The sequence below is a fragment of the Aestuariibius violaceus genome (assembly GCF_040779325.2).
In the GTDB taxonomy this organism is placed as follows: Bacteria; Pseudomonadota; Alphaproteobacteria; order Rhodobacterales; family Rhodobacteraceae; genus Aestuariibius; species Aestuariibius violaceus.
Window position 1 is genome coordinate 1,361,350 of record NZ_JBFONT020000001.1, and the last position, 22,085, is coordinate 1,383,434.

Annotated in this window: 20 protein-coding genes; 12 read left to right on the forward strand and 8 right to left on the reverse strand. The window is 62.9% G+C overall.

The features are described 5' to 3' along the window. Positions 1-45 precede the first annotated feature (45 nt). Both AADZ90_RS06910 and AADZ90_RS06915 read right to left on the reverse strand, forming a co-directional pair. On the reverse strand, positions 46-2,289 hold the full coding sequence (locus AADZ90_RS06910; RefSeq protein ID WP_367308471.1) for an ankyrin repeat domain-containing protein: 2,244 nt from the start codon (positions 2,287-2,289) through the stop codon (positions 46-48). A 334-nt stretch (positions 2,290-2,623) separates the two neighbouring features. Then, on the reverse strand, positions 2,624-3,664 hold the full coding sequence (locus AADZ90_RS06915; protein WP_367308470.1) for an aldo/keto reductase: 1,041 nt from the start codon (positions 3,662-3,664) through the stop codon (positions 2,624-2,626). Positions 3,665-3,830: 166 nt separating this feature from the next. Here AADZ90_RS06915 and AADZ90_RS06920 point away from each other — a divergent pair, with 166 nt between their 5' ends. Continuing rightward, the gene (locus AADZ90_RS06920; protein WP_367308469.1) at positions 3,831-4,589 is read left to right on the forward strand and encodes a methyltransferase family protein; all 759 of its coding nucleotides are present in this window, start codon (positions 3,831-3,833) and stop codon (positions 4,587-4,589) included. Then, positions 4,567-5,310 carry a bifunctional 2-polyprenyl-6-hydroxyphenol methylase/3-demethylubiquinol 3-O-methyltransferase UbiG gene (gene ubiG / locus AADZ90_RS06925; protein ID WP_367308468.1) on the forward strand — a complete coding sequence of 248 codons (744 nt, stop codon included), beginning with the start codon at positions 4,567-4,569 and terminating at the stop codon, positions 5,308-5,310. Before AADZ90_RS06920 ends, ubiG begins: the two co-directional genes overlap by 23 nt. Positions 5,311-5,612: 302 nt before the next feature. On the opposite strand, the gene AADZ90_RS06930 is transcribed toward ubiG, so the two are convergent. From AADZ90_RS06930 to AADZ90_RS06940, 3 genes are read right to left on the reverse strand one after another with little or no spacing between them, the layout of a single operon-like run. Next, positions 5,613-7,991, reverse strand: coding sequence for a xanthine dehydrogenase family protein molybdopterin-binding subunit (locus AADZ90_RS06930; RefSeq protein WP_367308467.1), 2,379 nt, complete (start codon positions 7,989-7,991; stop codon positions 5,613-5,615). Continuing rightward, the gene (locus tag AADZ90_RS06935; RefSeq protein ID WP_367308466.1) at positions 7,988-8,974 is read right to left on the reverse strand and encodes an FAD binding domain-containing protein; all 987 of its coding nucleotides are present in this window, start codon (positions 8,972-8,974) and stop codon (positions 7,988-7,990) included. The genes AADZ90_RS06930 and AADZ90_RS06935 overlap by 4 nt, the downstream gene beginning before the upstream one ends. After that, positions 8,971-9,474: a 2Fe-2S iron-sulfur cluster-binding protein gene (locus AADZ90_RS06940; protein ID WP_367308465.1), complete on the reverse strand. Its 504-nt coding sequence runs from the start codon at positions 9,472-9,474 to the stop codon at positions 8,971-8,973. Before AADZ90_RS06940 ends, AADZ90_RS06935 begins: the two co-directional genes overlap by 4 nt. A gap of 183 nt (positions 9,475-9,657) precedes the next feature. On the opposite strand from AADZ90_RS06940, the gene AADZ90_RS06945 reads away from it, so the two are divergent. Then, complete coding sequence (locus AADZ90_RS06945) at positions 9,658-10,581, forward strand: AraC family transcriptional regulator (protein WP_367308464.1); 924 nt, start codon at positions 9,658-9,660, stop codon at positions 10,579-10,581. Between the two features lie 638 nt (positions 10,582-11,219). Continuing rightward, positions 11,220-12,935, forward strand: coding sequence for a cation:proton antiporter (locus tag AADZ90_RS06950; RefSeq protein ID WP_367308463.1), 1,716 nt, complete (start codon positions 11,220-11,222; stop codon positions 12,933-12,935). A gap of 42 nt (positions 12,936-12,977) precedes the next feature. On the opposite strand, the gene AADZ90_RS06955 is transcribed toward AADZ90_RS06950, so the two are convergent. From AADZ90_RS06955 to AADZ90_RS06965, 3 genes are read right to left on the reverse strand one after another with little or no spacing between them, the layout of a single operon-like run. Continuing rightward, a complete protein-coding gene (locus tag AADZ90_RS06955; RefSeq protein WP_367308462.1) occupies positions 12,978-13,652 on the reverse strand; it encodes an OsmC-related (seleno)protein in 675 nt (224 codons plus the stop codon). Positions 13,653-13,689: 37 nt separating this feature from the next. After that, positions 13,690-13,986: an efflux RND transporter permease subunit gene (locus AADZ90_RS06960; protein WP_367308461.1), complete on the reverse strand. Its 297-nt coding sequence runs from the start codon at positions 13,984-13,986 to the stop codon at positions 13,690-13,692. Beyond that, positions 13,983-14,120, reverse strand: coding sequence for a hypothetical protein (locus AADZ90_RS06965; protein WP_367308460.1), 138 nt, complete (start codon positions 14,118-14,120; stop codon positions 13,983-13,985). Before AADZ90_RS06965 ends, AADZ90_RS06960 begins: the two co-directional genes overlap by 4 nt. A gap of 430 nt (positions 14,121-14,550) precedes the next feature. On the opposite strand from AADZ90_RS06965, the gene AADZ90_RS06970 reads away from it, so the two are divergent. From AADZ90_RS06970 to AADZ90_RS07005, 8 genes are all read left to right on the forward strand, one after another. Then, positions 14,551-15,453, forward strand: a complete 903-nt coding sequence (locus tag AADZ90_RS06970; protein WP_367308459.1) for a LysR family transcriptional regulator — start codon at positions 14,551-14,553, stop codon at positions 15,451-15,453. A gap of 152 nt (positions 15,454-15,605) precedes the next feature. Next, positions 15,606-16,664, forward strand: coding sequence for a patatin-like phospholipase family protein (locus AADZ90_RS06975; RefSeq protein ID WP_367308458.1), 1,059 nt, complete (start codon positions 15,606-15,608; stop codon positions 16,662-16,664). After that, complete coding sequence (locus AADZ90_RS06980) at positions 16,661-18,103, forward strand: GntP family permease (RefSeq protein ID WP_367308457.1); 1,443 nt, start codon at positions 16,661-16,663, stop codon at positions 18,101-18,103. The genes AADZ90_RS06975 and AADZ90_RS06980 overlap by 4 nt, the downstream gene beginning before the upstream one ends. Before the next feature lie 315 nt (positions 18,104-18,418). Next, positions 18,419-19,219 (forward strand): UDP-2,3-diacylglucosamine diphosphatase, encoded by an 801-nt coding sequence (locus AADZ90_RS06985; protein WP_367308456.1) that lies wholly within the window; start codon positions 18,419-18,421, stop codon positions 19,217-19,219. 22 nt (positions 19,220-19,241) lie between these two features. Then, positions 19,242-20,462 carry a BtaA family protein gene (locus tag AADZ90_RS06990; RefSeq protein WP_411996958.1) on the forward strand — a complete coding sequence of 407 codons (1,221 nt, stop codon included), beginning with the start codon at positions 19,242-19,244 and terminating at the stop codon, positions 20,460-20,462. A 4-nt stretch (positions 20,463-20,466) separates the two neighbouring features. Then, positions 20,467-21,108: a class I SAM-dependent methyltransferase gene (locus AADZ90_RS06995; protein ID WP_367308454.1), complete on the forward strand. Its 642-nt coding sequence runs from the start codon at positions 20,467-20,469 to the stop codon at positions 21,106-21,108. Between the two features lie 217 nt (positions 21,109-21,325). Then, positions 21,326-21,658, forward strand: a complete 333-nt coding sequence (locus tag AADZ90_RS07000; protein ID WP_367308453.1) for an extracellular solute-binding protein — start codon at positions 21,326-21,328, stop codon at positions 21,656-21,658. 233 nt (positions 21,659-21,891) lie between these two features. Beyond that, positions 21,892-22,068, forward strand: coding sequence for a hypothetical protein (locus AADZ90_RS07005; protein ID WP_367308452.1), 177 nt, complete (start codon positions 21,892-21,894; stop codon positions 22,066-22,068). The last annotated feature ends 17 nt before the right edge of the window (positions 22,069-22,085 follow it).

Genomic DNA, 22,085 nt, shown 5'->3' on the forward strand with positions numbered 1-22,085 from the left:
CGCAGATCGTCAAACCGACGGCCGGCGGCCACAGATCGCGCCATTCTAGATGATCCGCACCGGCCGCGTCAGGCGCCAAAGCGCAGCGCCCAGCACCAGCATCAGCGCAAGACCCCCACCGATCCAGGGCGTCCAACCCGCCAGATGCCACTCGCGGAAGACGTTGGTCCCGCCACCGCCCCGGCGCAGTTCGGCAAGCGCCGCCTTGTACTCGGCGCCGCTGGTCCGCCGCATCTGCCGGTTCGCCTTCAACAGCGTCACGGGCAACACCCCCTCCGGCGTCCGCGCCTGAGGGTCTGCGCCATGCTCCAGCAAGGTGGCGAAGACGGGCGCTTCAAATCCTCCCATCGCGGCCAGATGCAAGGCGGTCAGCCCGCCGGCATTCGGCTGGTTCGGATCCGCGTTGCCTGCAAGAAGCGCGCTCAGCACAGGCCCGCTGTGGTGGCCGCGCTCGATGGCGCGGTGCAGCGGCACCACCCCGTCGCCGCCTGGCGCATTAGCGTCGTATCCGGCGTCCATGACATACCGGATGACCGATGGATCCAGAACATCCGGCTCGATCGTTTTCAGCGCCACGTGCAGCGCCGTGTCGCCATTCGCATCCGTCAACCCGACGTCATGGGGGATGCTCACCAGCACCCGCAAGGACAGCTGCTGGTCCGCGGCCATCGACGACAGAAGGGCGAAGACAGGCGTCTCTCCCGCCGCGTTCCTCACCTCCATATCGACACCGGCGACGTCGAACGCCCGGAGCAGACCCAGATCCCCGCTCGTCTCAAGCGCCATGAAGATCGGCGCGGTGCCATCCGGCGCCAAGATGTCGGGATCTGCCCCGTATCTCAGAAGAAGCGTGGCCGCTTCTGGGTTACCGTCATCCAGCCCAAGCGCCCGGACCAGAGGCGTCTCGCCCGCAGCATTCTTCAGATCCGGATCCGCGCCCGCCTCGATCAGAAACGGGATCACCACCTCGGGCATGTCGTGGTTGAGGGCGGCAAGGTGAAGGACGCCATTGCCCTGGCGGTTCACCTCCCCGATGTTGCCTCCGCCCTCCAGGATCGCCCGAATATCCTTGACGGGACGATCCCGCGTGATAGCGCTCAGCAGGCCCGGGCACCGATCCCGGCAGGTGAACTCCTCGACAAAGCCAAGCTCCTGCAAAACGGCGACCTTTTCCTCCGCGTTCTCCCCCGAGCGCCGGGCAAAGGAGATCGCCGTCCGGAAGTTCTGATGCACCGTCGTGTCGATCCCGAGTGAGACGAGATACCGCAGCAGCTCAGGGTCCGGGTGGCGCGCCGCGGCCACCAGAAGGGCGCTGTCCATGGAAACCCCCTCGCCCATCGTGGCCCCGTTCTCGATCAACGCCCGGATCGTCCGCAGATCCTGGGGATGATGGATCACATAGTGCAGAACCGACCGCCCGTTGGAGTGATGCGTGCTGCGCACCCCATCCGCTCCCAGCTCGAAGATTTTTGCGATCACCTCCGGGTGGGCATTCATATACGCAGCCTCAAACAGAAGCTCCGTCGCTTCGATGCTGTCTTCCGGCGGATCGGAAACCTGGGTCACATATTCCAGGACGCTTGGATTATCGTAATGGATCGCGTCGAAATAGACCGGGCGCCGGTAGGCGAGCCGCCCCAGGTCGCCCTGCGCGTAAATCCACTTCAGATCCGCAAGGCCATAACCGGCATCAAGCGCAAGGGAAAACGCATCCGACCTCTGGTAATAGCTCGGGAAGGCATCTTCGTTGATAAGCACCCGCGTCGGGTCGGCCCCCCCTTCGATCAGCAGCGACAGCACCTCCCGCGGCACATCGTTTATGATGGCGTAGTGATAGACGGGCCAGAACTCCTCGGCCTCCGCATTCGGATCCGCCCCGGCCTCAAGCAGCAGACTGACGATTTCCGGATCCGCTCCGTGCGTCATCGCCGAATGGAGCGGTGTCACCCCTTCGGTATCGGTGACATTCACATAGGTGTCACCCGTCTCCTCAAGGATCGCCGCAACCGCGTCCGCCCCTCCGCCGCTGCTGATGACGTCGTGTAAAGGCGTCGCCAGATCGCGTCGGTTCTGCTCCAGCGCCTCGATCGCCGCGCGCCGCGTCTGGACGCAGGCCCGCAGCCTCTCCCGATCCGCCGCTATGCTCGCGGGTGTCATCGTAAGGTTCTCGATGGCTCCGCCCGCCCGATAGAACAGACGCACATCACAGGGATCGTCCGGCACCGCCGCCCCTGCCGCATGGCACTGGTCTGCCAGAGTGATGGCCGCCCCCGGGTCCAGCAAATCCAACTCGCCGTCTCTGACAATGACAATCGAGCAAGGGTTGGCCAAGGCTCCACCGCCAAATCCAAGGCCCAGAAGAAGTGAGAGAAAAAGCCCGCAGGGCCTAGGCGAAAAGCCGGTCAAATACATCGTGGTCCTATTCAAATACCGCGCCCGAAGGCCCGTATCCGCCAATCAATCTGCACAACGTATCTCTGCACATCCGGCAAAGACAAGAATGCCGGGTCCTCAAGCCTCACGCTTGGCACTTGAGGACAACACCGGCGGCGCCGAAGAACTCTGCATCGGCGGCGTCTGCGCGCCGCCTGGCCGGGGCCGAGGCGCCCCCAAAGGCGCGCTGTCAGCGCCGCTGGGCTTCTAGCAGGTTGGCCCGGTGCTCCGTCTGGCGTTCCAGCATCCAGCCGGGGTATTCCTCCGGCAGCTGGGTCACCGCATCAAGCGCCGCACGGTCCTCGTCGGTCAGTTCAACGTCGACCGCACCCATCGTGTCGGTCAGCTGATCGATCCGCTTCGCGCCCAGGATCACGCTGGTCACCACCTTCTGGTGCAACAGCCACGCCACCGCCACCTGCGGCACCGTGCATCCCTTCTCGGCGGCGAGCCTCCGCATCACCTCGATCACGTCATAGGCGCGTTCCTTGTCCACCGGCGGGAAGTCGAAATTCACCCGGCGCCCTTCGGCGGTCTTCCCCTCGCGGTCGAACTTGCCGGACAGGAACCCGCCCGCCAGCGGGCTCCACACCATCAGACCGATCTCTTCGGAGAGCAGCATCGGAGCGATCTCCCGCTCCAGATCGCGCCCCGCCAGCGTGTAATAGGCCTGCAGCGAAACCACCGGCGCCAGCTGCCGCGCCTCCACGATCCCGACCGCCTTCATGACCTGCCACGCCGCCCAGTTCGACAGGCCGATATAGCGGACATGCCCATGCTGCACGAGCGTATTCAGCGCCTCCATCGTCTCGACAATCGGCGTCGCCGGGTCGAAGCTGTGGATCTGATAAAGGTCGATATGGTCGAGTTGCAGCCGCGCGAGGCTCGCCTTCGCCTGATCCAGAATATGGACCCGCGACGCCCCCCGCCCGTTCGGCCCGTCACCCATCTGCCCGTAAACCTTGGTCGCGATGATCACATCCTCGCGCTTGACCCCAAGGTTCCTGAGCGACTGACCAAGGATCTCCTCGCTCTTGCCCGAGGCATAGACATTCGCAGTGTCGATGAAGTTGATCCCGGCATCGAGGGCGGCGCGGACCAGCCCGTCCGCCTCCTCCTGCTGGAGCTGGCCGATCTGGCCCCACATGTCGTCGGATCCGCCGAACGTCATGGTGCCGAGGCACAGTTCGGAAACGAAAAGGCCGCTATGGCCGAGGCGATTATAGCGCATGCACATTATCCGTGATTGAGAGAGGGCAGTCCCCCGGACGACCCATTGAAGTCTCGCAGATACCTTGGGTTGCGTGCAACGTGTTTACGCTTCGTAAAGGCGCGCTGCCAGCGCCTGAGACACCCCGCCCCATGACCGCGGCCGACCCCGCCCTATCTCCGCTCCCATGACTGACAGCCGCCGCATCACCATCGCACTCGCCTGGGGTGCTGCCTGCCATGGCGCCTTCGCCATCGGCGTGGGGCTGATGATCTACCACCTGTTCTTCGGCCTTTCCCGCAGCTGGGGCGCCGTCCCCTGGCCCTGGGCCGCGCTCGCCAATCTCGCGCTCCTCGCCCAGTTCCCGCTGGCCCACTCGCTGCTGCTGACGGGCAAGGGCCGCAAGATCCTTGCCCTCCTCGGCCCGGACGAGCGTCTTGCCACCACCAACTACGCCCTCATCGCCTCGCTCCAACTGGCCCTCCTCTTCGCGTTCTGGACCCCCTCCGGCATCCTCCTCTGGCAGGCGCAAGGCACGCTCTTCTGGGTCATGTGTACCGCCTATGCCGCCGCTTGGGGCTATCTCGGCCTCGCCATCCTCCAAGGCGGCCTCCAGCTGCAATCCGGCATGCTCGGCTGGCTCGCCATGGCCCGGGGCCGCACGCCGCAATTTCCCGACATGCCGACCCACGGCCTCTACCGCCTCACCCGCCAGCCGATCTACCTCGGCTTCGCGCTCACCCTCTGGACGATGCCGACCTACACGCCCGACCAGCTGGCCCTCGCCATCTTCTGGACGGCCTATTGCGTCCTCGCCCCCCTCCACAAGGAGAAGCGGTTCGCCAAGATCCACGGCGACCGCTTCCGCGCCTACCAAAAGCGCGTGCCCTACTGGCTCCCCCTTCCGCGAAAGGCCCCGCACGATGGCGAAACCCCAGCGCAATGACCTGACGATCTACGACGATGTGGCGGACAAATGGTGGTCCGACGACATTCGCTGGGTCCGCACGCTCAAGAACATGGTCCCCGGGCGGCTCTCCTATTTCGACACCTTCATCGATTGGCAGGACAAGCACGTCCTCGACCTCGGCTGTGCCGGCGGGTTCCTGGCCGAGGCCCTGGATGACCGCGGCGCCCATGTCACCGGCATCGACCCGGCGGCAGACGCCATCGCCGCCGCCCGCGCCCACGCCGCCGAGACCGGGCGCACCATCACCTACGACACTGGCATCGGTGAGGCGCTCCCCTACGACGACGCCACCTTCGACGCCATCGCCTGCGTCGACGTCCTCGAACACGTCTCCGACCTTCAGCAGGTCCTGAACGAGGTCGCCCGGACCCTCAAACCAGGCGGCCTCTTCCTCTACGACACGATCAACCGCAACCCGCTCTCCCGCCTTGCGGTCATCACGATAGCCGAGGATGTCCTGCGCCTCCTGCCCAAGGGCACTCACGATCCGGACATGTTCATCACGCCGGACGAGCTTCGCGCCGGGCTGGAAAGGGCGGGCCTCATCCCCGGAGAGACCACCGGCCTTGGCCCCCGCGGCCTCACCCGCCGAGGCGACCCCACCTTCGGGCGCCTGCCGCTCAAGACGATCATCTACATGGGCATTGCGCGGAAGGGGCGAGGGCAGCCCCGAACGCAAAGCGACGCGTTGGATTAACCTGAGGGAAACGCTGCGCGAGGTCCCGTTCGTGGTCGAGGTGAACTGGCGGGAGCGCGGGACAAAGCCGCCTTGTGTAGTCGCGGCCATTGCTCACGCAGCATTCATGCGCATGTGCCGCGACACGGGTCTTGCGATGCTGCGGATTTCACCCGAGCAGCCATTCGGAGTTTCAAAGTCGGACGATCCCAAACGAGGCATTCGCTGCGCGTCGGCTCAACAGGTCGGTCGCGGACTAGATGCAGAACAGACATGATGGAGGTTTCCCCAAGTCTGTTTGGTCAACGGCGTAACCTCAAGGGTCAAAGCAGTTTATCCAGCGTAATCGGCAGGTCGCGGATACGTTTGCCTGTGGCATCGTAGATCGCATTTGCAACGGCCGCTGCCGGTCCGTTCATGCCGATCTCACCCACCCCGCGCGCGCCTGTCGGGGCCTGAGGGTCGGGGACGCCCGTCCAGGCGACGTCGATCTCCGGGACGTCGAGATGGGCTGGCATGTAGTACGCCGCAAGGCTTGGGTTCATGATCCGGCCGTTCCGCTCGTCCAGATAGGTATTCTCCATCATCGCCATGCCAAGCGACATGATGATTCCGCCGCGGAACTGGCTTGCCGCGAGTTTCTCGTTGAGGATCCGCCCGCAATCGTAGACCGCGGTGATCCTGGAGACGCGCAGCTCGCCGGTGATCGCGTTGACCCGCACCTCGCAGAAGACGGCGCCGGTCGAATGCATGGACCAGTCCGTCGTCCATTCGGTGGGCGGTGGTGCTTCCGCTTCAGCAGAGACCACGCCGCGTTCAGACCGTGCGAGGACATCGGCGAGATCTGTGCGTCGGTTTGGGTCGTCCAAAGCGACGAGGGCGCCATCGGCCATGGTAAGGGCGTTCGCAGGCAGGCCGTGCAAGGGTGAATTGATCGGGACGAGCGCGGCAAGCTCTGCCACAAGGACGATCCGCGCCGCCCTGAGGGATGCACCGATTGCGGCGGTCTGCTGGGACGCGGCGGCGATCAAGGCACCGGGTAGCGTGTTGTCGCCGTGCCGGACTTCGATGCCTTCATAAGGCAACCCAAGCAGGTCAGCGGCGACCATCGCCGTTGCCGTCGAGGTGCCCATTCCCATATCCGCCGCGGCGACCTCCACCAGCGCCTTGCCCTCGCCGTGGAGCGTGATCCTGGCAGCGCCGCCTGGAAACCGTTTGTAAGGGTAGTAAGCCGCCGCCATCCCGGTCCCGACGAGCCATTCGCCCTCACTCCGCCCCAGCCTTCGGCCCGACCGGGTCTGCCAGCCGAACCTTCGGGCGCCGTCGCGGTAGGCATCGACCAGCGCACGTTGAGAGAACGCGATGCCGGTTGTGGGGTTCGTCTCCGGCTCGTTGCGGATACGCAGATCCACCGGGTCGATCTCGAGCCTCTCGGCAAGTTCATCGAGTGCGGTCTCCAGCGCAAAGGTCCCGGTGGCCGAGCCGGGCGCCCGCATGAACGTGTTGCCAAGCATGTCCAGGATGCCGGAGCGTACCTCCAGATGCATCGCATCGGCCCGATACATGTGCTCGCTGGCCTCCATGAAGGACTCTGTCATCGCGTTGTTGGCAATCTTCATCGTGGTGCCGGTGTGGATCAGCGATCTCAAACGCCCGTCGCGATCGGCGCCGAGGGCGACGCGCTGCCGCGTCGGCGCCCGACCTCCACAGACGCGATACACCCCCTCACGCGACAGGGTCATGCGCACCGGCCTTTCCGCAAGCTGCGAGGCCGCTGCGGCGAGGATATGATATTGCCACAGCGTCTTGCCGCCGAAGCCGCCACCGACATGTTCCGCCGTCAGGTGAACGTTCGCAGGAGAGATGCCGAAAACCTTCGCGATCGTGATGGCCGAAAGATCAACGCCCTGCGTGCAGTCATGCATCCTCAGCATGCCGTCTTGCCAGGCGACCGTCACAGCATGAGGTTCGATCTGATTGTGGTTATGCTGGGGGGTGTTGAACTCGACATCGACGGACACTGCAGCTTCGGCAAGCGCCGCCTCGGCATCCCCCAAGATGACCCGCAGGTCGCGCCCCGCGTGAAAGCCGAGTTCAGTATTCGCCGCGGCGGTATCGAAGCTCGTCACGGCCGGGGCGGCATCGTATTCGGCGCTGATCAGCCCGGCAGCATGTTCGGCGTTCTCTTGGGTGTCCGCGAGCACGAGCGCAATCGGCTGGCCATTCCAATGAACGTCGGCACTTTGCATCACCGGGATAGAGCTGCCCGCCATTCCGGTGGGCGAGGAATAGAACGGCTCGGGAGGCTCCATCGCTGGCGCGTTCGCGTGCGTCATGACAAGGAGCACGCCCGACACCGCCTCTGCTGCTGTCGTATCCAGGGTGCGGATGCTGCCCTTCGGGATCGTCGAGTAGGCGAGCGCGCCATAGACCATTCCCGGAAAGCTGTGTTCAGCGGCAAATCTTGCCGCACCCCGCACTTTCAGCGGCCCGTCCCGCCGGGTCCGGGGGGTGCCCAGACCGCCCGGCACACGGACCGGACGGCCCTCGGCATCGAACGAAACAACCGGTTGCGCGATGACACCGCCGCCGAAGGCAGCACTGGCTAACGTCGCGGCAGAGCCTGCAAGCACCGTGCGGCGATCAAATCTCATCGTGTCTTTGGCAGTCCGGTCGTGCGTGTCGTCGGATCGCTGGGTCATCTTGTTTCTCCCGACAGGTTCTGCAGGACGGCGACAATCGTCCGACGTGCGAGTTCCGGCTTGAAGGCATTGCCTGTTCGGGTGATGGCACCAGAAAGGATGATGTCGGCCGCTTCGGAGAAGACCGCCTCTCCCGGTGCGGCACCGATCAGGCCGGCTTCGGCTTCCTTTATCCGCCAGGGTTTGGGCGCGACGCCGCCAAGAGCGATGCGGGCTTCAACGATGCGTCCTTCCACGATCTGCAAGACGCCAGCGACCGACACCAACGCGAAGGCGTAGCTCGCCCGGTCCCGGACCTTGCGGTACATCGATCTTGCGCCGGGCGGCAGAGCAGGCAAGTCGACAGCGGTGATCAGTTCACCAGGTTCCAGATTGGTCTCGATCTCGGGCGTATCGCCCGGCAGGCGATGGAACTCTGTCAGGGGTACGATCCGCCGTCCGGTGTCGCCGACGAGATGTATCCGTGCATCGAAAGCGGCCAGCGCAACGCACATGTCGGACGGATGTGTCGCAATGCAGCTCTGCGACACACCGAGAATGCCGTGGGCCCGATTGAGCCCGTCAAGCGCGTCACACCCTGACCCGGGATTCCGCTTGTTACATCGGGACCCCTCGACATCGTAGAAATAGGTACAACGCGTTCGCTGCAGGATATTGCCGCCGACGGTGGCCATATTGCGGATCTGCACCGAGGCGCCCGCCAGGAGCGCACGGGCAAGGGCGGAATAGCGTTGGCGCACAATGGCGTTTTCCGCAAGCGCGGTATTGCTTGCCGCGGCGCCAATGAGGATGCCGCCGTCTGGCGTTTCTTCGATCTGTCGAGACAGGCCGGTCACATCCACAAGAGCATCAGGTGCCTCGACCCGTTCTCGCATGAGGTCAATGAGGTTGGTTCCTGCGCCAAGGAACTGCGCGTTGGAACCCGAGCGCCGGACGATCGCGTCAGTCTCCGAGGTTGCCTTTTCGTAGATAAAAGGCCTCATCGTCCATCCTCCGCGACATAGGTGGTGATCGCATCGATGATGCCGTTGTGCGCGCCACAGCGGCATAGATTGCCGCTCATCCGTTCGCGGATCTCGAGGAGGCTTCGTTCGGGCGTAGTGGCCATATCCGACGAGACGGCGCTCGGTGATCCTCGCGCGAACTCTTCCCGCAAGGCGACGGCGCTCATGATTTGGCCCGGCGTGCAATACCCGCACTGGAAGCCGTCATTCTCGATAAAAAGCGCCTGCAACGGATGCAGGTCGTCGCCTTCGGCCAGGCCCTCTATCGTCGCCACGGAGCGTCCCTCGTACTGAACGGCGAGAGCGAGACATCCAAGCACACGTTCGCCGTCCACCAGAACGGTGCAGGCTCCGCAGGCACCCTGATTGCATCCTTTCTTGGTTCCAGTAAGGCCAAGATGCTCACGCAGGAAATCCAGCAACGATACGCGGACATCGTCTGGAAGGTCATGGGATTGATCATTGACGGTAATCGGCATCGAGGCCTCCTGATAGGTCTGCTCTGATTGCAGGTCAGCCCAAACGATCCAGTATTCCCGGCCCACTTGGTAACGACGACAACGACTGAGGCTCTGACTTGCTCGGGCCCAAGGTATGGGCTTTGATTGAACGAGGTATGTGTCAGAGTTCAGAATTCTCTTGCCATCGTTCGAAAGTTTCCCATGGACCCGCTCTCAAACATTATCGCGCTGCTCCGTCCGCATGACTGCGTTGCAGCGGGGTTCGACGCGGCAGGCGACTGGTCGATCCAGTTCGCGGCGCATGCGGGCATGAAGTGCAATGCGTTGCTCAAGGGCATGTGCTGGATCGCCGTTGAGGACGAAGCACCCATTCAGCTGGCCGCGGGGGATTGTGCGATCCTGCCGCGGGGCCGCCCGTTCCTGTTGTCGTCCCGGCCTATGCGCTCTGGCCAGGACGCTCAGATCCTCTATGCGCCCGTTCGCCATGGCGGGACAGCGATCTACGGCGGCGGCGGCGACTTTTACATGACCGGTGCGCGGTTCCTGCTCTCCGGCCCTCCGGCGGATACCCTGCTGGGCAGCCTTCCATCTCTCATCATCGTCCGGCCCGGGCCGGAACAGGAGACCGTCCGATGGACGCTGGATCAACTTGCCAACGAACTGCGCAATCCGCGCCCCGGCAGCGCGCTGTCGATCACGCATCTGTCACATGTTCTTCTGCTGCAGGTTATGCGCAGTCATCTCGCCAGCGGCGCAGCAGCGGGCGTGGGCTGGCTCGCAGCATTGTCCGATCCGCGGATTGCACCTGCCGTAGCCGCCATGCACGACTGTCCAAGCCGATCCTGGACGGTACAGGAACTCGCGACCATCGCGGCGCAATCACGGACGTCGTTCGCCGTCCGTTTCCGGAAGGTCACAGGCCAGACGCCGATCGAATACCTGACGGAATGGCGAATGCTGATGGCAGCTGATCGCCTAAGCCGCACCCAGGTCTCGGTCGCAAATGCTGCAGCAGAGGTCGGCTATGCTTCCGAAAGTGCTTTCGGCGTTGCTTTCAAGCGGGTCATGGGACAAGCGCCGCGCGCCTTCGTTCGCGCCCGAGATGCGCATGGAGACAACCGCTGAGCCGCTCTCCGCACCGATTGGTTGCACAAAAGCGGGACACGTGAGCGCTGCGGAATGCAGCTTCCACGATGAAGGGAGACGTCAGGTTGAGTGAAGTCTTCTTTGAGAGTGTGGCGCGTGCATCATTGAAAAGAGTACAGAGTATGACGCGTCCGCACTGGGCTCCGAAGCAGACCCGAGTTGATACCGCAGCGCGTGAAGTGGGGCGATTTCGCCCGCCATCCCCGGCGGAAACAATCCCGGCCCTTCCGTCCATTGTCCAAACCGTTGCGCTGCGCTGCAGCAGAACGGTCTGTTACCGGACCATCCGTCGCCAGAATGTCCGACAGGATGCCGACCGGATGCCGACACGAAAGGCGTGCCTTGTTTCCCTGCATTAACGGGCCAATCCGCCCCGATTCGGGGTTGCGGGCCTTCGGCCCACCGGCCGCGCCGCTCATTTTCCGTTCAGAGATGGGGCACTCGGGGAAGTGCGGTCCTGCGGGTCTCTCGCCCCGTCCTCATCGCCCAGCAATTTCTTCGGCCGTATTTGATCTTCGTCAAAGCGAACGAAGCCCCGAAAAAGCTCTATAAAAACAAGCCCTTTCGGAAGGGCCAAACGCCGAACAGACCATAACGCCAAATCACAGGTGCCCCACGTGACGGCAGCCATCGAAGGCTACCTCTTCTACGAGATCGCGGCCCTTCTGGTCCTCGCCGCGGGGGCCGGGTTTGTCGGCCTGATGCTGCGCCAGCCCCTGATCGTCAGCTTCATCGCCGTCGGCATCCTCGCCGGTCCCTCCGTCCTGAACATCGCCCGCTCCGACGAACAGATCGACCTCCTCGCCGAACTCGGCATCGCCGTCCTGCTCTTCCTCGTGGGCCTGAAGCTTGATTTCAAGCTCGTGCGTACCCTCGGCCCCGTCGCGCTCGTCACCGGGCTGGGGCAGGTGGCGTTCACCACAATCTTCGGGTTTTTCATAGGGTTAGCGCTGGGGCTCGACCCGCGCACGGCTTTCTACGTCGCTGTGGCACTCACATTTTCGTCCACCATCATCATCGTCAAGCTCCTGTCGGACAAGCGCGAGATCGACGCGCTGCACGGCCGGATCGCGCTCGGTTTTCTGATCGTGCAGGACATCGTGGTGGTCGTCGCGATGATCGTCCTGTCGGCCATCGGCGTGGGCGGAGGAGAGGACGCAGCCCTCACCGACGTCCTGCTCGTCCTGGGCTACGGGCTTGCAATGCTAGCCGCCGTCGCCGTCTTCATCCGCTACGCCGCCAACCCATTGGTCGAACGCCTCTCCCGCGCGCCCGAGCTTCTCGTGTCCTTTGCCATCGGCTGGGCCGCCCTTCTGGCTGCACTCGGCCACTACCTTGGTTTCGGCAAGGAACTGGGCGGGCTTCTGGCAGGCGTCTCCCTCGCCTCCACACCGTTCCGCGAGGCGATTGCAGCACGGCTTGCCAGCCTGCGGGACTTCCTGCTGCTGTTCTTCTTCATCGCCCTTGGCGCGTCGCTCGATCTGTCGGTTCTGGGGGCAAGCATCGGCCCCGCGATCCTGCTGTCGCTCTTCGTGCTGATCGGTAACCCGTTGATCGTGCTCGCCATCATGGGGGCGATGGGTTACCGCAAGCGCACCGGGTTCCTTGCCGGGCTTACCGTGGCACAGATCAGCGAGTTCTCCCTTATTTTCATGGCGATGGGCCTCACCATCGGCCACGTGACGGAAGAGGCGCTTGGCCTCGTCACACTGGTCGGTCTCGTGACCATCGCCGTCTCGACCTACATGATCACCTACTCCCATCAGCTCTACACCGTCTTCGAACCGGTCCTCGGCGTCTTCGAACGGCGTACCGACACCCCGCGCGAGGATGCGCCCGCAGCCATCAGGCCGCATGATGTGCTTCTGTTTGGCCTTGGCCGCTACGGTCTGGGGATCGCGTCTGCTCTGCGTGAGAGCGGCTTCAACGTGCTTGGCGTCGATTTCAGCCCCGAGGCCGTGCGCGCGGCCCGCGCGAAGGGCTATGACGTGCTGTTCGGCGATGCCACAGATCCGGAGTTTCTGGCGCATCTGCCGCTCGGCCAGGCCCGCTGGCTGGTGATGGCCGTGCCGGAACATGACACCGGGCTCACCCACGACGATCCGCGTTTTTCACTTCTGCGGGCTGTCCGAGATCTCGGTTTTTCCGGCAAGGTCGCGGTTGCCGCCCACCGTGACAGCACAGCCGAGGCGCTTGCAGCGGCCCATGCCGATCTTGTTCTGATGCCGTATCGCGATGCCGCATTCGCTGCGGCCCGGATGATCACGACGACAGCAGATCGGCCCGCGCCCCTGGCCGAAGATCCCGATGGGCAGAAGGAGCTTATCGCGTGACGCCCCGATAGACCTACTGGGGCGTCTCTTTGCACCAAGTGCTTACGCCGGATCTTGACCGCCGACCTCGCCGATTTCTTCGCCGTTGAGATAGAGAGACGTCACAACCGGGGTGGCGCTGGCTACTGCCTGCAGCGCCATGCAGGCGCGGCGGCAATATTGCACGAATTCAGCGATCTTCTGCGGGCTTTCCGGGCTTTCGATGATCAGGTTCATCTCCATCCCCTCGGCGATGCCGGAGACGTCCTCGGGCTTCACCGCGCCGAGGTCGAGCGTCGTTTTCCAGGTGGAGCGCTGCTCAAGCCGGGCGCTGTCGATCGTGAAGCCGCGGCCCTTGGCCAGCATCTCTACGTGGCTCATGAGGCACAGGCCCAGCCCCGCGGCAAAGTACATCAGCGGCGATGGTGCGGTACCCCGCCCGCCGACGGCGGTGCCCTCGTCACTGATGACTTCCCAAGTGCCGCCGTTAGGCACGTTGGAGAAGATCGTGACCTTCTTCAGATGCTTGCCTTGCGGCATGGCCTCCACATTGACATGCGCATCGAAGCGCATCTGATCACCCTGCTTCACCTTCTCAAAGCTTGGGTCGGGCAGCGTTTCCTGCACGGGTTGTGAATCGACTCTGCGGACGATGGTTTCAGGGCTCATGGTCCAGGACAGATCGTTCATCTTGAGGTTTCCTTTCTTGGTTGGGTTGATCTTTGTCTGATCGCGCATCGTGCGGTTCCCGCGCGAGGTGGCTTTCACTACCTGTCTAGGCGGTCGCCATTTTCACCTCTTCCGTCTGGGCCGCGCGACGGGGCCTGCTGAAGAAAACCGAGTAAAGCACCGGTACGAAGCCAAGCGTCAGGACCGTTCCGACGACGAGGCCGCCGGCCATGACCACAGCCATGCCGTAGAACAGTGGGTCGTTCGACAGGATGAGCGGCAGAAGGCCGAGGATCGTCGTGACGGCCGTCAGTATAATGGGGCGCAGGCGGCGCTTGGCGGCTTCGACGATGGCTGCATCGACCAGTAGGCCAAGCGCGATAACGAGCGTGGCGAGGTTCATCCGGTCCGGCGGGAGCCCGACGAGCCCATGACGGCGAGCGTCGACAGCATCACGATGGCGGCGATCAGGCCGCCCCGCATGGCCAGAGGGGTGACTAGCATGGCACGAGAGATCGAGGCGACATCGTCGATCATGTCAAAGCTCCTTCCGGTTTCCGACATACTCAATGGCGTGCTTCCAAAGCTGGGTCAGACATGCTGGTATGGAAACGGCTGGAACCGAGAAGCCTCGTTCCGCAAGTGAAACGAGCCGACGTACTTCGTTGCGTCAGGCGCGGAGGTGAGGATGGCGACGCCTGCCTTTGTCTGGGAGGACCTGCCCGCGCAGCTAGGAAGAGATGGGCATTCCGCGGATAGGAAGTTGAGACGCGATCCCGACTTGTCTTTGAAAGTGCCAGAGGCGACCTTCTCCCGATCTGGTAACTCTATCGACTGCGTGGAGGAGACCTTTTACCGATATGTCTGATGTCACCAGACTTTCCGATCTTGTCGCGATGGGGCCGTCGGGATTCACGCCCATCTCCATCCGGGAATGGAAGGGGCGTCTTTATCCGCTCCGAGCTCGATGCCGCTGAACGGTATCGCAAGTCTCGACGATCTCCGGCTGTTCTGGATGATTCACGAGGCTGGCAGCATCAGCGCGGCAGCGCGCCGTTTCGGGACGTCGAAAGCCCGCCTGTCGCGATCGCTCGCCCGGCTGGAAGATGAGGTTGGGATGCCGCTCTTTGACCGGATGAGCACCGGGCTCAAGATCACGCAGACCGGTGAACTGCTGCTGCCCGCCGCCGAGGAGGCGACACGGGCTGGCAGCCGGGCCGAAGACCTGTTGCGCCGGGCGCAGGCGACGCCGCAGGGCCATCTGCGCATCGCAGCAAGCGCTCTTTCGGCGCAGCAGATCCTCGGCCCCGTTCTTGCTCAGATGAGCGTCGAGTTTCCCGAGGTCACTCCGATGGTCCAGATCTCGGCCCTTGGCCCCGATCCGCTGGCCGAGGATCTCGACCTCGTGCTGAGGCTCGGGCGGCCGGAAGAACCCTATCTGATCGCTCGCCGTATCCTTGGTTCGCATTTCCGGCTCTATGCCAGCGCGACGGACGCCCGCATTACCGATCTTGCCGATCCCGAGGCGGTGGCGTCGCTTGGCCGCATCGTTATCGATGTGCCAGGTGCCCCTCGGGATTGGATCCTGACCGGCCCGGACGACGCGCCTCTCGTGCTTGACGGGCCGCCCATTTGTTTGGTGGAAGATCCGACAGTCGCGCTCGGCATCCTACGCGCGGGTCGAGGGGTTGCCTTCCTGCCGGCGATCTTCGGCGAACCACGGGTCGCGGCGGGCGACTTTCGTCGCGCGCTGCCCGATCACGAGGGGCCGCCGATCGAGGTCTATGCATCGTTTCCTCCGAAACGCGCCAGCGTGCCTGCTGTGCGCGCCTTTATCGACCTCTTGGTCCGTATGACCGGAACCGTCTAGCCGCGTCGGGGAACCCCCTTCCTGCGGCGTTTCGAAACAGGAACGTCGCATTTCCGATGCGACAGTTCCGCCCGAACGGTCCGCCACCCATCTCTGTGCCGACCAACGCAACGGCAGTAACAGCGTAAGTGCCGCCGAAGAGAGAGGTTGCCATGACCGACCAGGACAAGACCCATCAAATGAAGCGCAAGATCATGTTGGCGCTGCAGGGTGGCGGCTCACATGGCGCGATCGGATGGGGCGCACTCGACGCCCTGCTCGATGAGCCCAAGCTTGAGATTACTGCGATCAGCGGCACGAGCGCTGGAGCGATGAACGCGGCGGTTCTGGCGGCAGGCTGGGCGGCAGGTGGCCCGGGGCGGGCGCGCGAGGCACTGGCCGCCTATTGGCGTGCGGTCAGCCGGTCCGGCATGATGTCGCCCCTTCGGCGTACGCCGTTCTCCCGATGGACCGGCAGCTGGAGCCTTGATGACAGTCCGGCCTACCAATGGTTCGACCTCATGTCGCGGTTGGTCTCGCCATACCAGATGACTCCCGGTGATCTGCACCCGCTGCGGTCGATCCTTGCCGAGCATGTCGATTTCGCTGCGCTGAACTCCGATGCCGCCCCGCGCGTCTACATCACCGCAACCAATGTCCGCACGGGCCTGCCGCGCGTTTTCAGCCAGCCGAACCTGACCGCCGAAGGTCTGCTTGCCTCGGCCGCGCTGCCGTCGATGTTCAAGGCCGTCGAGATCGACGGTGAAGCCTATTGGGATGGCGGATACGTTGGTAACCCTGCCCTCTTTCCGCTGATCCGGTCGCGCCGCGCCTGTGACCTGATACTGATCCAGACCAATCCGTTCTCGCGCCCTGACGTCCCGACGACTTCGCGTGACATCAACAACCGCCTCAATGAAATCACTTTTAACAGTGCTCTGTTGAAAGAGCTCAGAGCCGCGATGATGGCACGTAGAGCAATGCCTGACGTGCCGGATATCCGTCTGCATCGTGTTCATGCAGATGACGAGCTTGCGCAGTTTTCACCGTCGTCAAAGCTGAACGTCGAGTGGGCCTATCTCAGCCATCTGCATGACCGTGGCCTGGCCCATGGGGAGGCATTCCTGCGCCGTCACGGCGCCGATATCGGGCAGCGCGCCACCTTTGATCCCTCGCCGATGCTCGAGGGGATCATGGACGGGCCCATGGATATGGAGGAGGTGGCGGGATGATTGGCCTTCTCGGTATTCTTCTAGCGCTAACTCTACTGATCTGGCTCGCCTTTCGCGGCATCAGCGTGCTGATACTCGGTCCGGTAATGGCTTTGCTGGCGGCGGCATTTTCGATGCAGCCGGGGCTTGCGACCTACACCCAGGTCTTCATGCCTGCGGCCGGCGGCTTCATCATCAATTTCTTTCCACTGTTCCTTCTTGGCGCAATTTTCGGCCGACTGATGGACGATAGCGGCTCGGCCCGCGCCATCGCAGACGGTATCGTCGACCGGCTTGGCGCGGCGCAGGCGATCCCAGCCATCGTGCTATCCTGCGCGGTGCTGACTTACGGCGGTGTGTCGCTCTTTGTCGTGGCCTTTGCGATCTATCCCGTGGCTGCGGCTCTCTTCCGGCTTGCTGACATTCCCAAGCGTCTGATTCCCGGGACCATCGCACTTGGTGCATTCACCTTCACGATGACCGCTTTGCCTGGGACGCCAGCGATTCAGAATGCTATCCCGATGCCCTATTTCGGCACGACGCCCTTTGCCGCCCCGGGTCTTGGCATCATCGCGGCATTCACCATGGCAAGCCTTGGCCTCGGTTGGCTTGTCCTGCAGCAGCGCCGTGCTCGCGCAGCGGGCGAAGGTTACGGCGCCGAGGCAGGTGGAATGCCTCAACTCGACAACGGTGGTCATGCGCTGGCTACCGAGCGTGGCTATGACCTGCGCGAGATCGAAGGGGCAGCACGGGCGGGCCGCCCGCCCGTTTGGATCGGGGTTTTGCCCATCGTGATCGTGATCGCTCTGAACTACACGCTTAGCGTTCACGTCCTCCCCGCGCTCGACACCAGCTACCTTGCCCATCCCGAGTTCGGTGCGGCGACCATCGCAGACGTGCGGGGCATCTGGGCGATCATCGTCTCACTGACCGTCGCGATCCTGGCCATCCTCGCGCTGAACCGGTCCCGCCTTGCCGATATTCCCGGATCCCTGGGTGACGGTGCGAACGCGTCGGTCTTGCCGATCTTCAACACCGCAAGCCTTGTCGGCTTTGGCGCCGTCGTCGCAGCGCTTCCCGCCTTTGCATTGGTTCGCGGCGCCGTAGAGGGGCTGGGTGGTGGCGTTCTGGTGTCACTTGCGCTGTCCACAAATATCCTGGCCGGTCTCACCGGATCGGCCTCAGGCGGGATGAGCATCGCGCTTGAGGCGCTCGGCGCAGACTATCTGGCGCTTGCGAGGGATCAGGGGATCTCGCCCGAGCTGCTGCACCGAGTGACGTCGATCGCCACAGGCGGGCTCGATAGCCTGCCGCATAATGGCGCCGTCATCACTCTTCTGGCGATCTGCGGTCTCACACATCGGGAGAGTTACCGCGATATCGCCATCGTGGCCGTCGCTGCCCCTATTGTTGCTCTCGTCGTAGTCATCGTGCTTGGAACGCTCTTCGGATCCTTTTGAAGAAGCCCTCCCGTTCTCGTCTTGGGATCCAAGGAAAGCATCCGCCGCGCACAATCCAGCTCTTGGGCTAGCTTGCGCGGCGGCACAGCTGCGTAATGCTGTGACCGCCTCTTGGGGCCTTTGAGCGCGATCCAGGTTTTCTCTTCGGTCCTCAAGTGCCTGGTTCGCCAGCTCGCCCCCGGTCTTCAGCCAAGAGAATGAGCAAATGGCCGTTCTCGTTGAATCGTCCCAAACTGTCCGATTGTCGTTCGTGTCGGGGCGTCACCCTACTGTCACAGCAACGTCGTAGACGGCTCAAAATGGCCAGGGCAGCCCTTGAGTTATCGGACCATATTCCTCTCTGACGTTCACTTGGGCACCCGAGGGTGCCAAGCTGAGCTCCTGTTGGGCTTTCTTGCCCAACACGATGCACAGACCATTTACCTCGTCGGCGATGTCTTCGATGGCTGGAAGCTGCGGCGCGGCTGGCACTGGCCGCAAAGTCATAACGACGTCATTTTTGCCCTTCTCGACAAGGCGCGGCAGGGAACTCGCGTCATCTTCATCCCCGGCAATCATGACGAGGTCGCTCGGAACTACTTCGGAACTCATTTCGGCGGGATTGAGGTGGTTCCACGGGCCGAGTTCGTCGCCGCCGATGGCAAGCGCTTTCTGGTAACCCACGGCGATGAGTTCGACACGGTCGTTGTAAATGCGCGATGGGTCGCCCATCTGGGGGATCGCTTCTATGCGCTGCTGCTGTGGCTTAATCCCAAGATCAACGCGGTTCGCAGGTTGTGGACACGGCGCTATTGGTCCCTGTCCAAGTGGGCAAAGGGGCAGGTGAAGCAAGCGGTCAGCTTCATTGGTCAGTACGAGAAGGTGCTGGCTGACGATGCCCGGCGGGGCGGTTTCGACGGCGTGATCTGCGGGCATATCCACCACGCCAATATCCGCCGGATCGGCGATATTCTCTACGTTAATACAGGCGATTGGGTAGAGAGTTGCACTGCGATCCTCGAAGACGGAACCGGTAAGCTGACACTTGTCGATTGGGAGGCAAGAATTGCTCGCCGCAAGGCTCTGGCGCGGCGCGTCAAATACAGGAAGACGACAAAGCCGAAAGAACCGGCATAGACGCCAACCGATAGGAAATGATGTGACCTCAAGCGTGACCCAGGCCATCGGCACGGCCGTTCATGAGAACAGGCCCCTGACACTGGGCGGCATTTCAGACCGCGTTTTCGCGCGGTTGTTCCGAGGGCTGGTCTATGCCCAGATCTGGGAGGATCCTGTTGCAGACATGACGGCGCTGGAGCTAACCGAGGCTGATCATATCGTCTGCATCGCCTCCGGTGGTTGCAACATGATGTCCTATCTGACGGCGAGCCCCTCTTCCATAACGGCGGTCGATCTTTCCCCTGCCCATGTCCATCTGAACCGCCTCAAACTTCTCGCGGCGGAGAATCTGCCGGATCATGCGACCTTCTATGCCCTTTTCGGGAAGGCAAATCGGGCCGCGAACATCCCGGCCTTCGACCGCTATCTCGCACCGCATCTGGATGACGATGCAAAGGCCTTCTGGAACGGCCGGACGCTAAGCGGTCAGCGCAAAGCCATGTTTCGAAAGGGGCTCTACCGCTTCGGTGTGCTGGGCAGGTTCCTGGGGGCAATCCAGACCTTTGCCTGGGTCACGGGCGTTGATTTGCGTAGGCTTCTGAAGGCTCAGACGCTTGAGGACCAGAAAGCGTTCTTTGAAGCCGAGATCTCGCCTCTCTACGAAGCCCGGCTTGTCCGATTTCTTGCACGCCGCCGCTCTTCCCTTTTTGGACTTGGTATCCCTCCGGCGCAGTACGATAAACTTGCTGCCGATGCCGGAGGTGACGTGATCCCGGTTTTGCGCGAACGGACAAGGCGGCTTTTCTGCGATTTTCCGATTTCTGAGAACTACTTCGCGTGGCAGGCTATCCAGCGCAGCTACAAAGGCGACGGGACCGGCCCCGTTCCACCGTATCTGGAAGCGCGTCACTTCGACACGATCCGGGCCAATGCGGGCCGGGTGCAGATCTTGAACCAATCCGTGACCGATATGCTCGCCGAGCAGCCCTCAGCCGCCAAGAGCGTCTATGTGCTGCTCGACGCCCAAGACTGGATGAGCGACGAGCAGTTGAACGCCCTCTGGTCCGAAATCACCCGTACGGCGATGCCGGGCGCCCGGGTACTGTTCCGGACGGGCGGTGCGGACGACATCCTGCCTGGACGGGTCGGTGAGGCTCTGCTTGACCGGTGGGAATACGATGCGGACGCTTCAAGGAGGGCTTTCGAAAACGATCGCTCTGCCATCTATGGCGGCGTGCATCTTTATCGGCTGAAGGGTTAGGGATGTGATCGAGGCAGGGAACGATCACGGTCAGCTGATGGACGATGTCTATCGGTACCAGCGGCTGATCTACGACATCACGCGCAAGTACTACCTTCTCGGCCGCGACCATCTGATCGCCGAAATGGCCCCGAAGGAGGATGCGCATATCCTTGAAGTGGCCTGCGGGACCGGCCGCAATCTGGCCCTGATCAGGCGGCGCTATCCGGGCAGGACGCTTTATGGTCTGGATATCTCGGAACAAATGCTGGCGACGGCACGCGCCAAGCTGGATGACGAGATTGCTCTCGCAATGGGCGATGCCTGTGCTTTTGATCCGAAAGCCCTCTTTGATCGGGAGAACTTTGATCACATTGTGCTGTCCTATTCGCTTTCCATGATACCCGATTGGCGTGGCGCGATCTCTCACGCCACTTCGCAACTGGCGCGGGGCGGCACACTCCATATCGTTGACTTCGGTGATCAATCTGACTTGCCCGTGTGGTTCAAGAAGGTGCTTCGCAACTGGCTGATCCGCTTCCATGTCGCTCCTCGAGACGGTCTTGAGGGAATCTTGCACGAAATGGTGCAAACGGAACGTCTTCGCGTTCAACATCAGCCGCTTTTCCGGACCTACGCCCAATATGCCCACGTGACCGTCGCCTGAGGCCACGATGGATGGCATGTATCCTGCCCGCGATCGCGCCAGCCAGTTACAGGTCTGTCACGCTGCCTTCCGCTACTTGTCACATCGCCCGACTAAGCCGGTTCGACCCGGTTCACCGGACCGAGAGCAAGGAAGGGACCTCAAAATGAAATCAGCACATCACGGGTTTGGTTTCGCTACCATTCTCTCCGCATAGGCGATAGCGCAGGGCGCCGATGTGTCCGGGACGCTCGTCCTCTACATCTCACAGCCGAGCGAAGACGCCCAGCAGACCGTCAATGCTTTCACCGCCGCCTATCCGGATGTCCAGGTTGAGTGGGTGCGTGACGGCACGACTGCGATGATGGCCCGGCTCGAGGCGGAGTTCGTGGCGGGCAACCCGCAGCTGGACGTCCTGCTAATCGCCGATATGGTCACGATGGAGGGGCTTGAAGCGCGTGACCGGCTGCTGGCGTATCCTGACGCCGATGTCCCGGCCTACAATCCGGCCATCATGGACCCAGAGGGCTACTATTTCTCGACAAAGCTCATCACCACCGGCATCGTCTAGAACACCGCCGCTCCCCTCGTTCTGGCCTCGTACTCCGATCTCCTGCGCCGGAAGGCGGAAGGGCAGATCGCGATGCCATCGCCGCTCACGTCAGGCGCTGCGACGATCCACAAGGCGGCGCTCACCTTGCATCCGGATCTCGGCTGGGACTTGTATGAAGGCCTCGCAGAGCAAGGCGCCAACTCTCAAGGCGCCTTGGCGCCACCTACCGCGCGGTTACGGGTGCCGAGCAGATGTTCGGCTTCGTCGTTGATTTCCTGCCGATCCGGGAACAGGCGAATGGCGCCCCGGTCGGGTTCGTCTTTCCGCTGAGCCTCATGTTGCAGGTGGGCCTCAGCGATGGCAGCGGCTTCTCGATGAGTCCCGCCATCGAGATACTGTCGAGCAGTTCGGTCCCCAGGGCGCATTGACGACCGCTGGAAAGTCG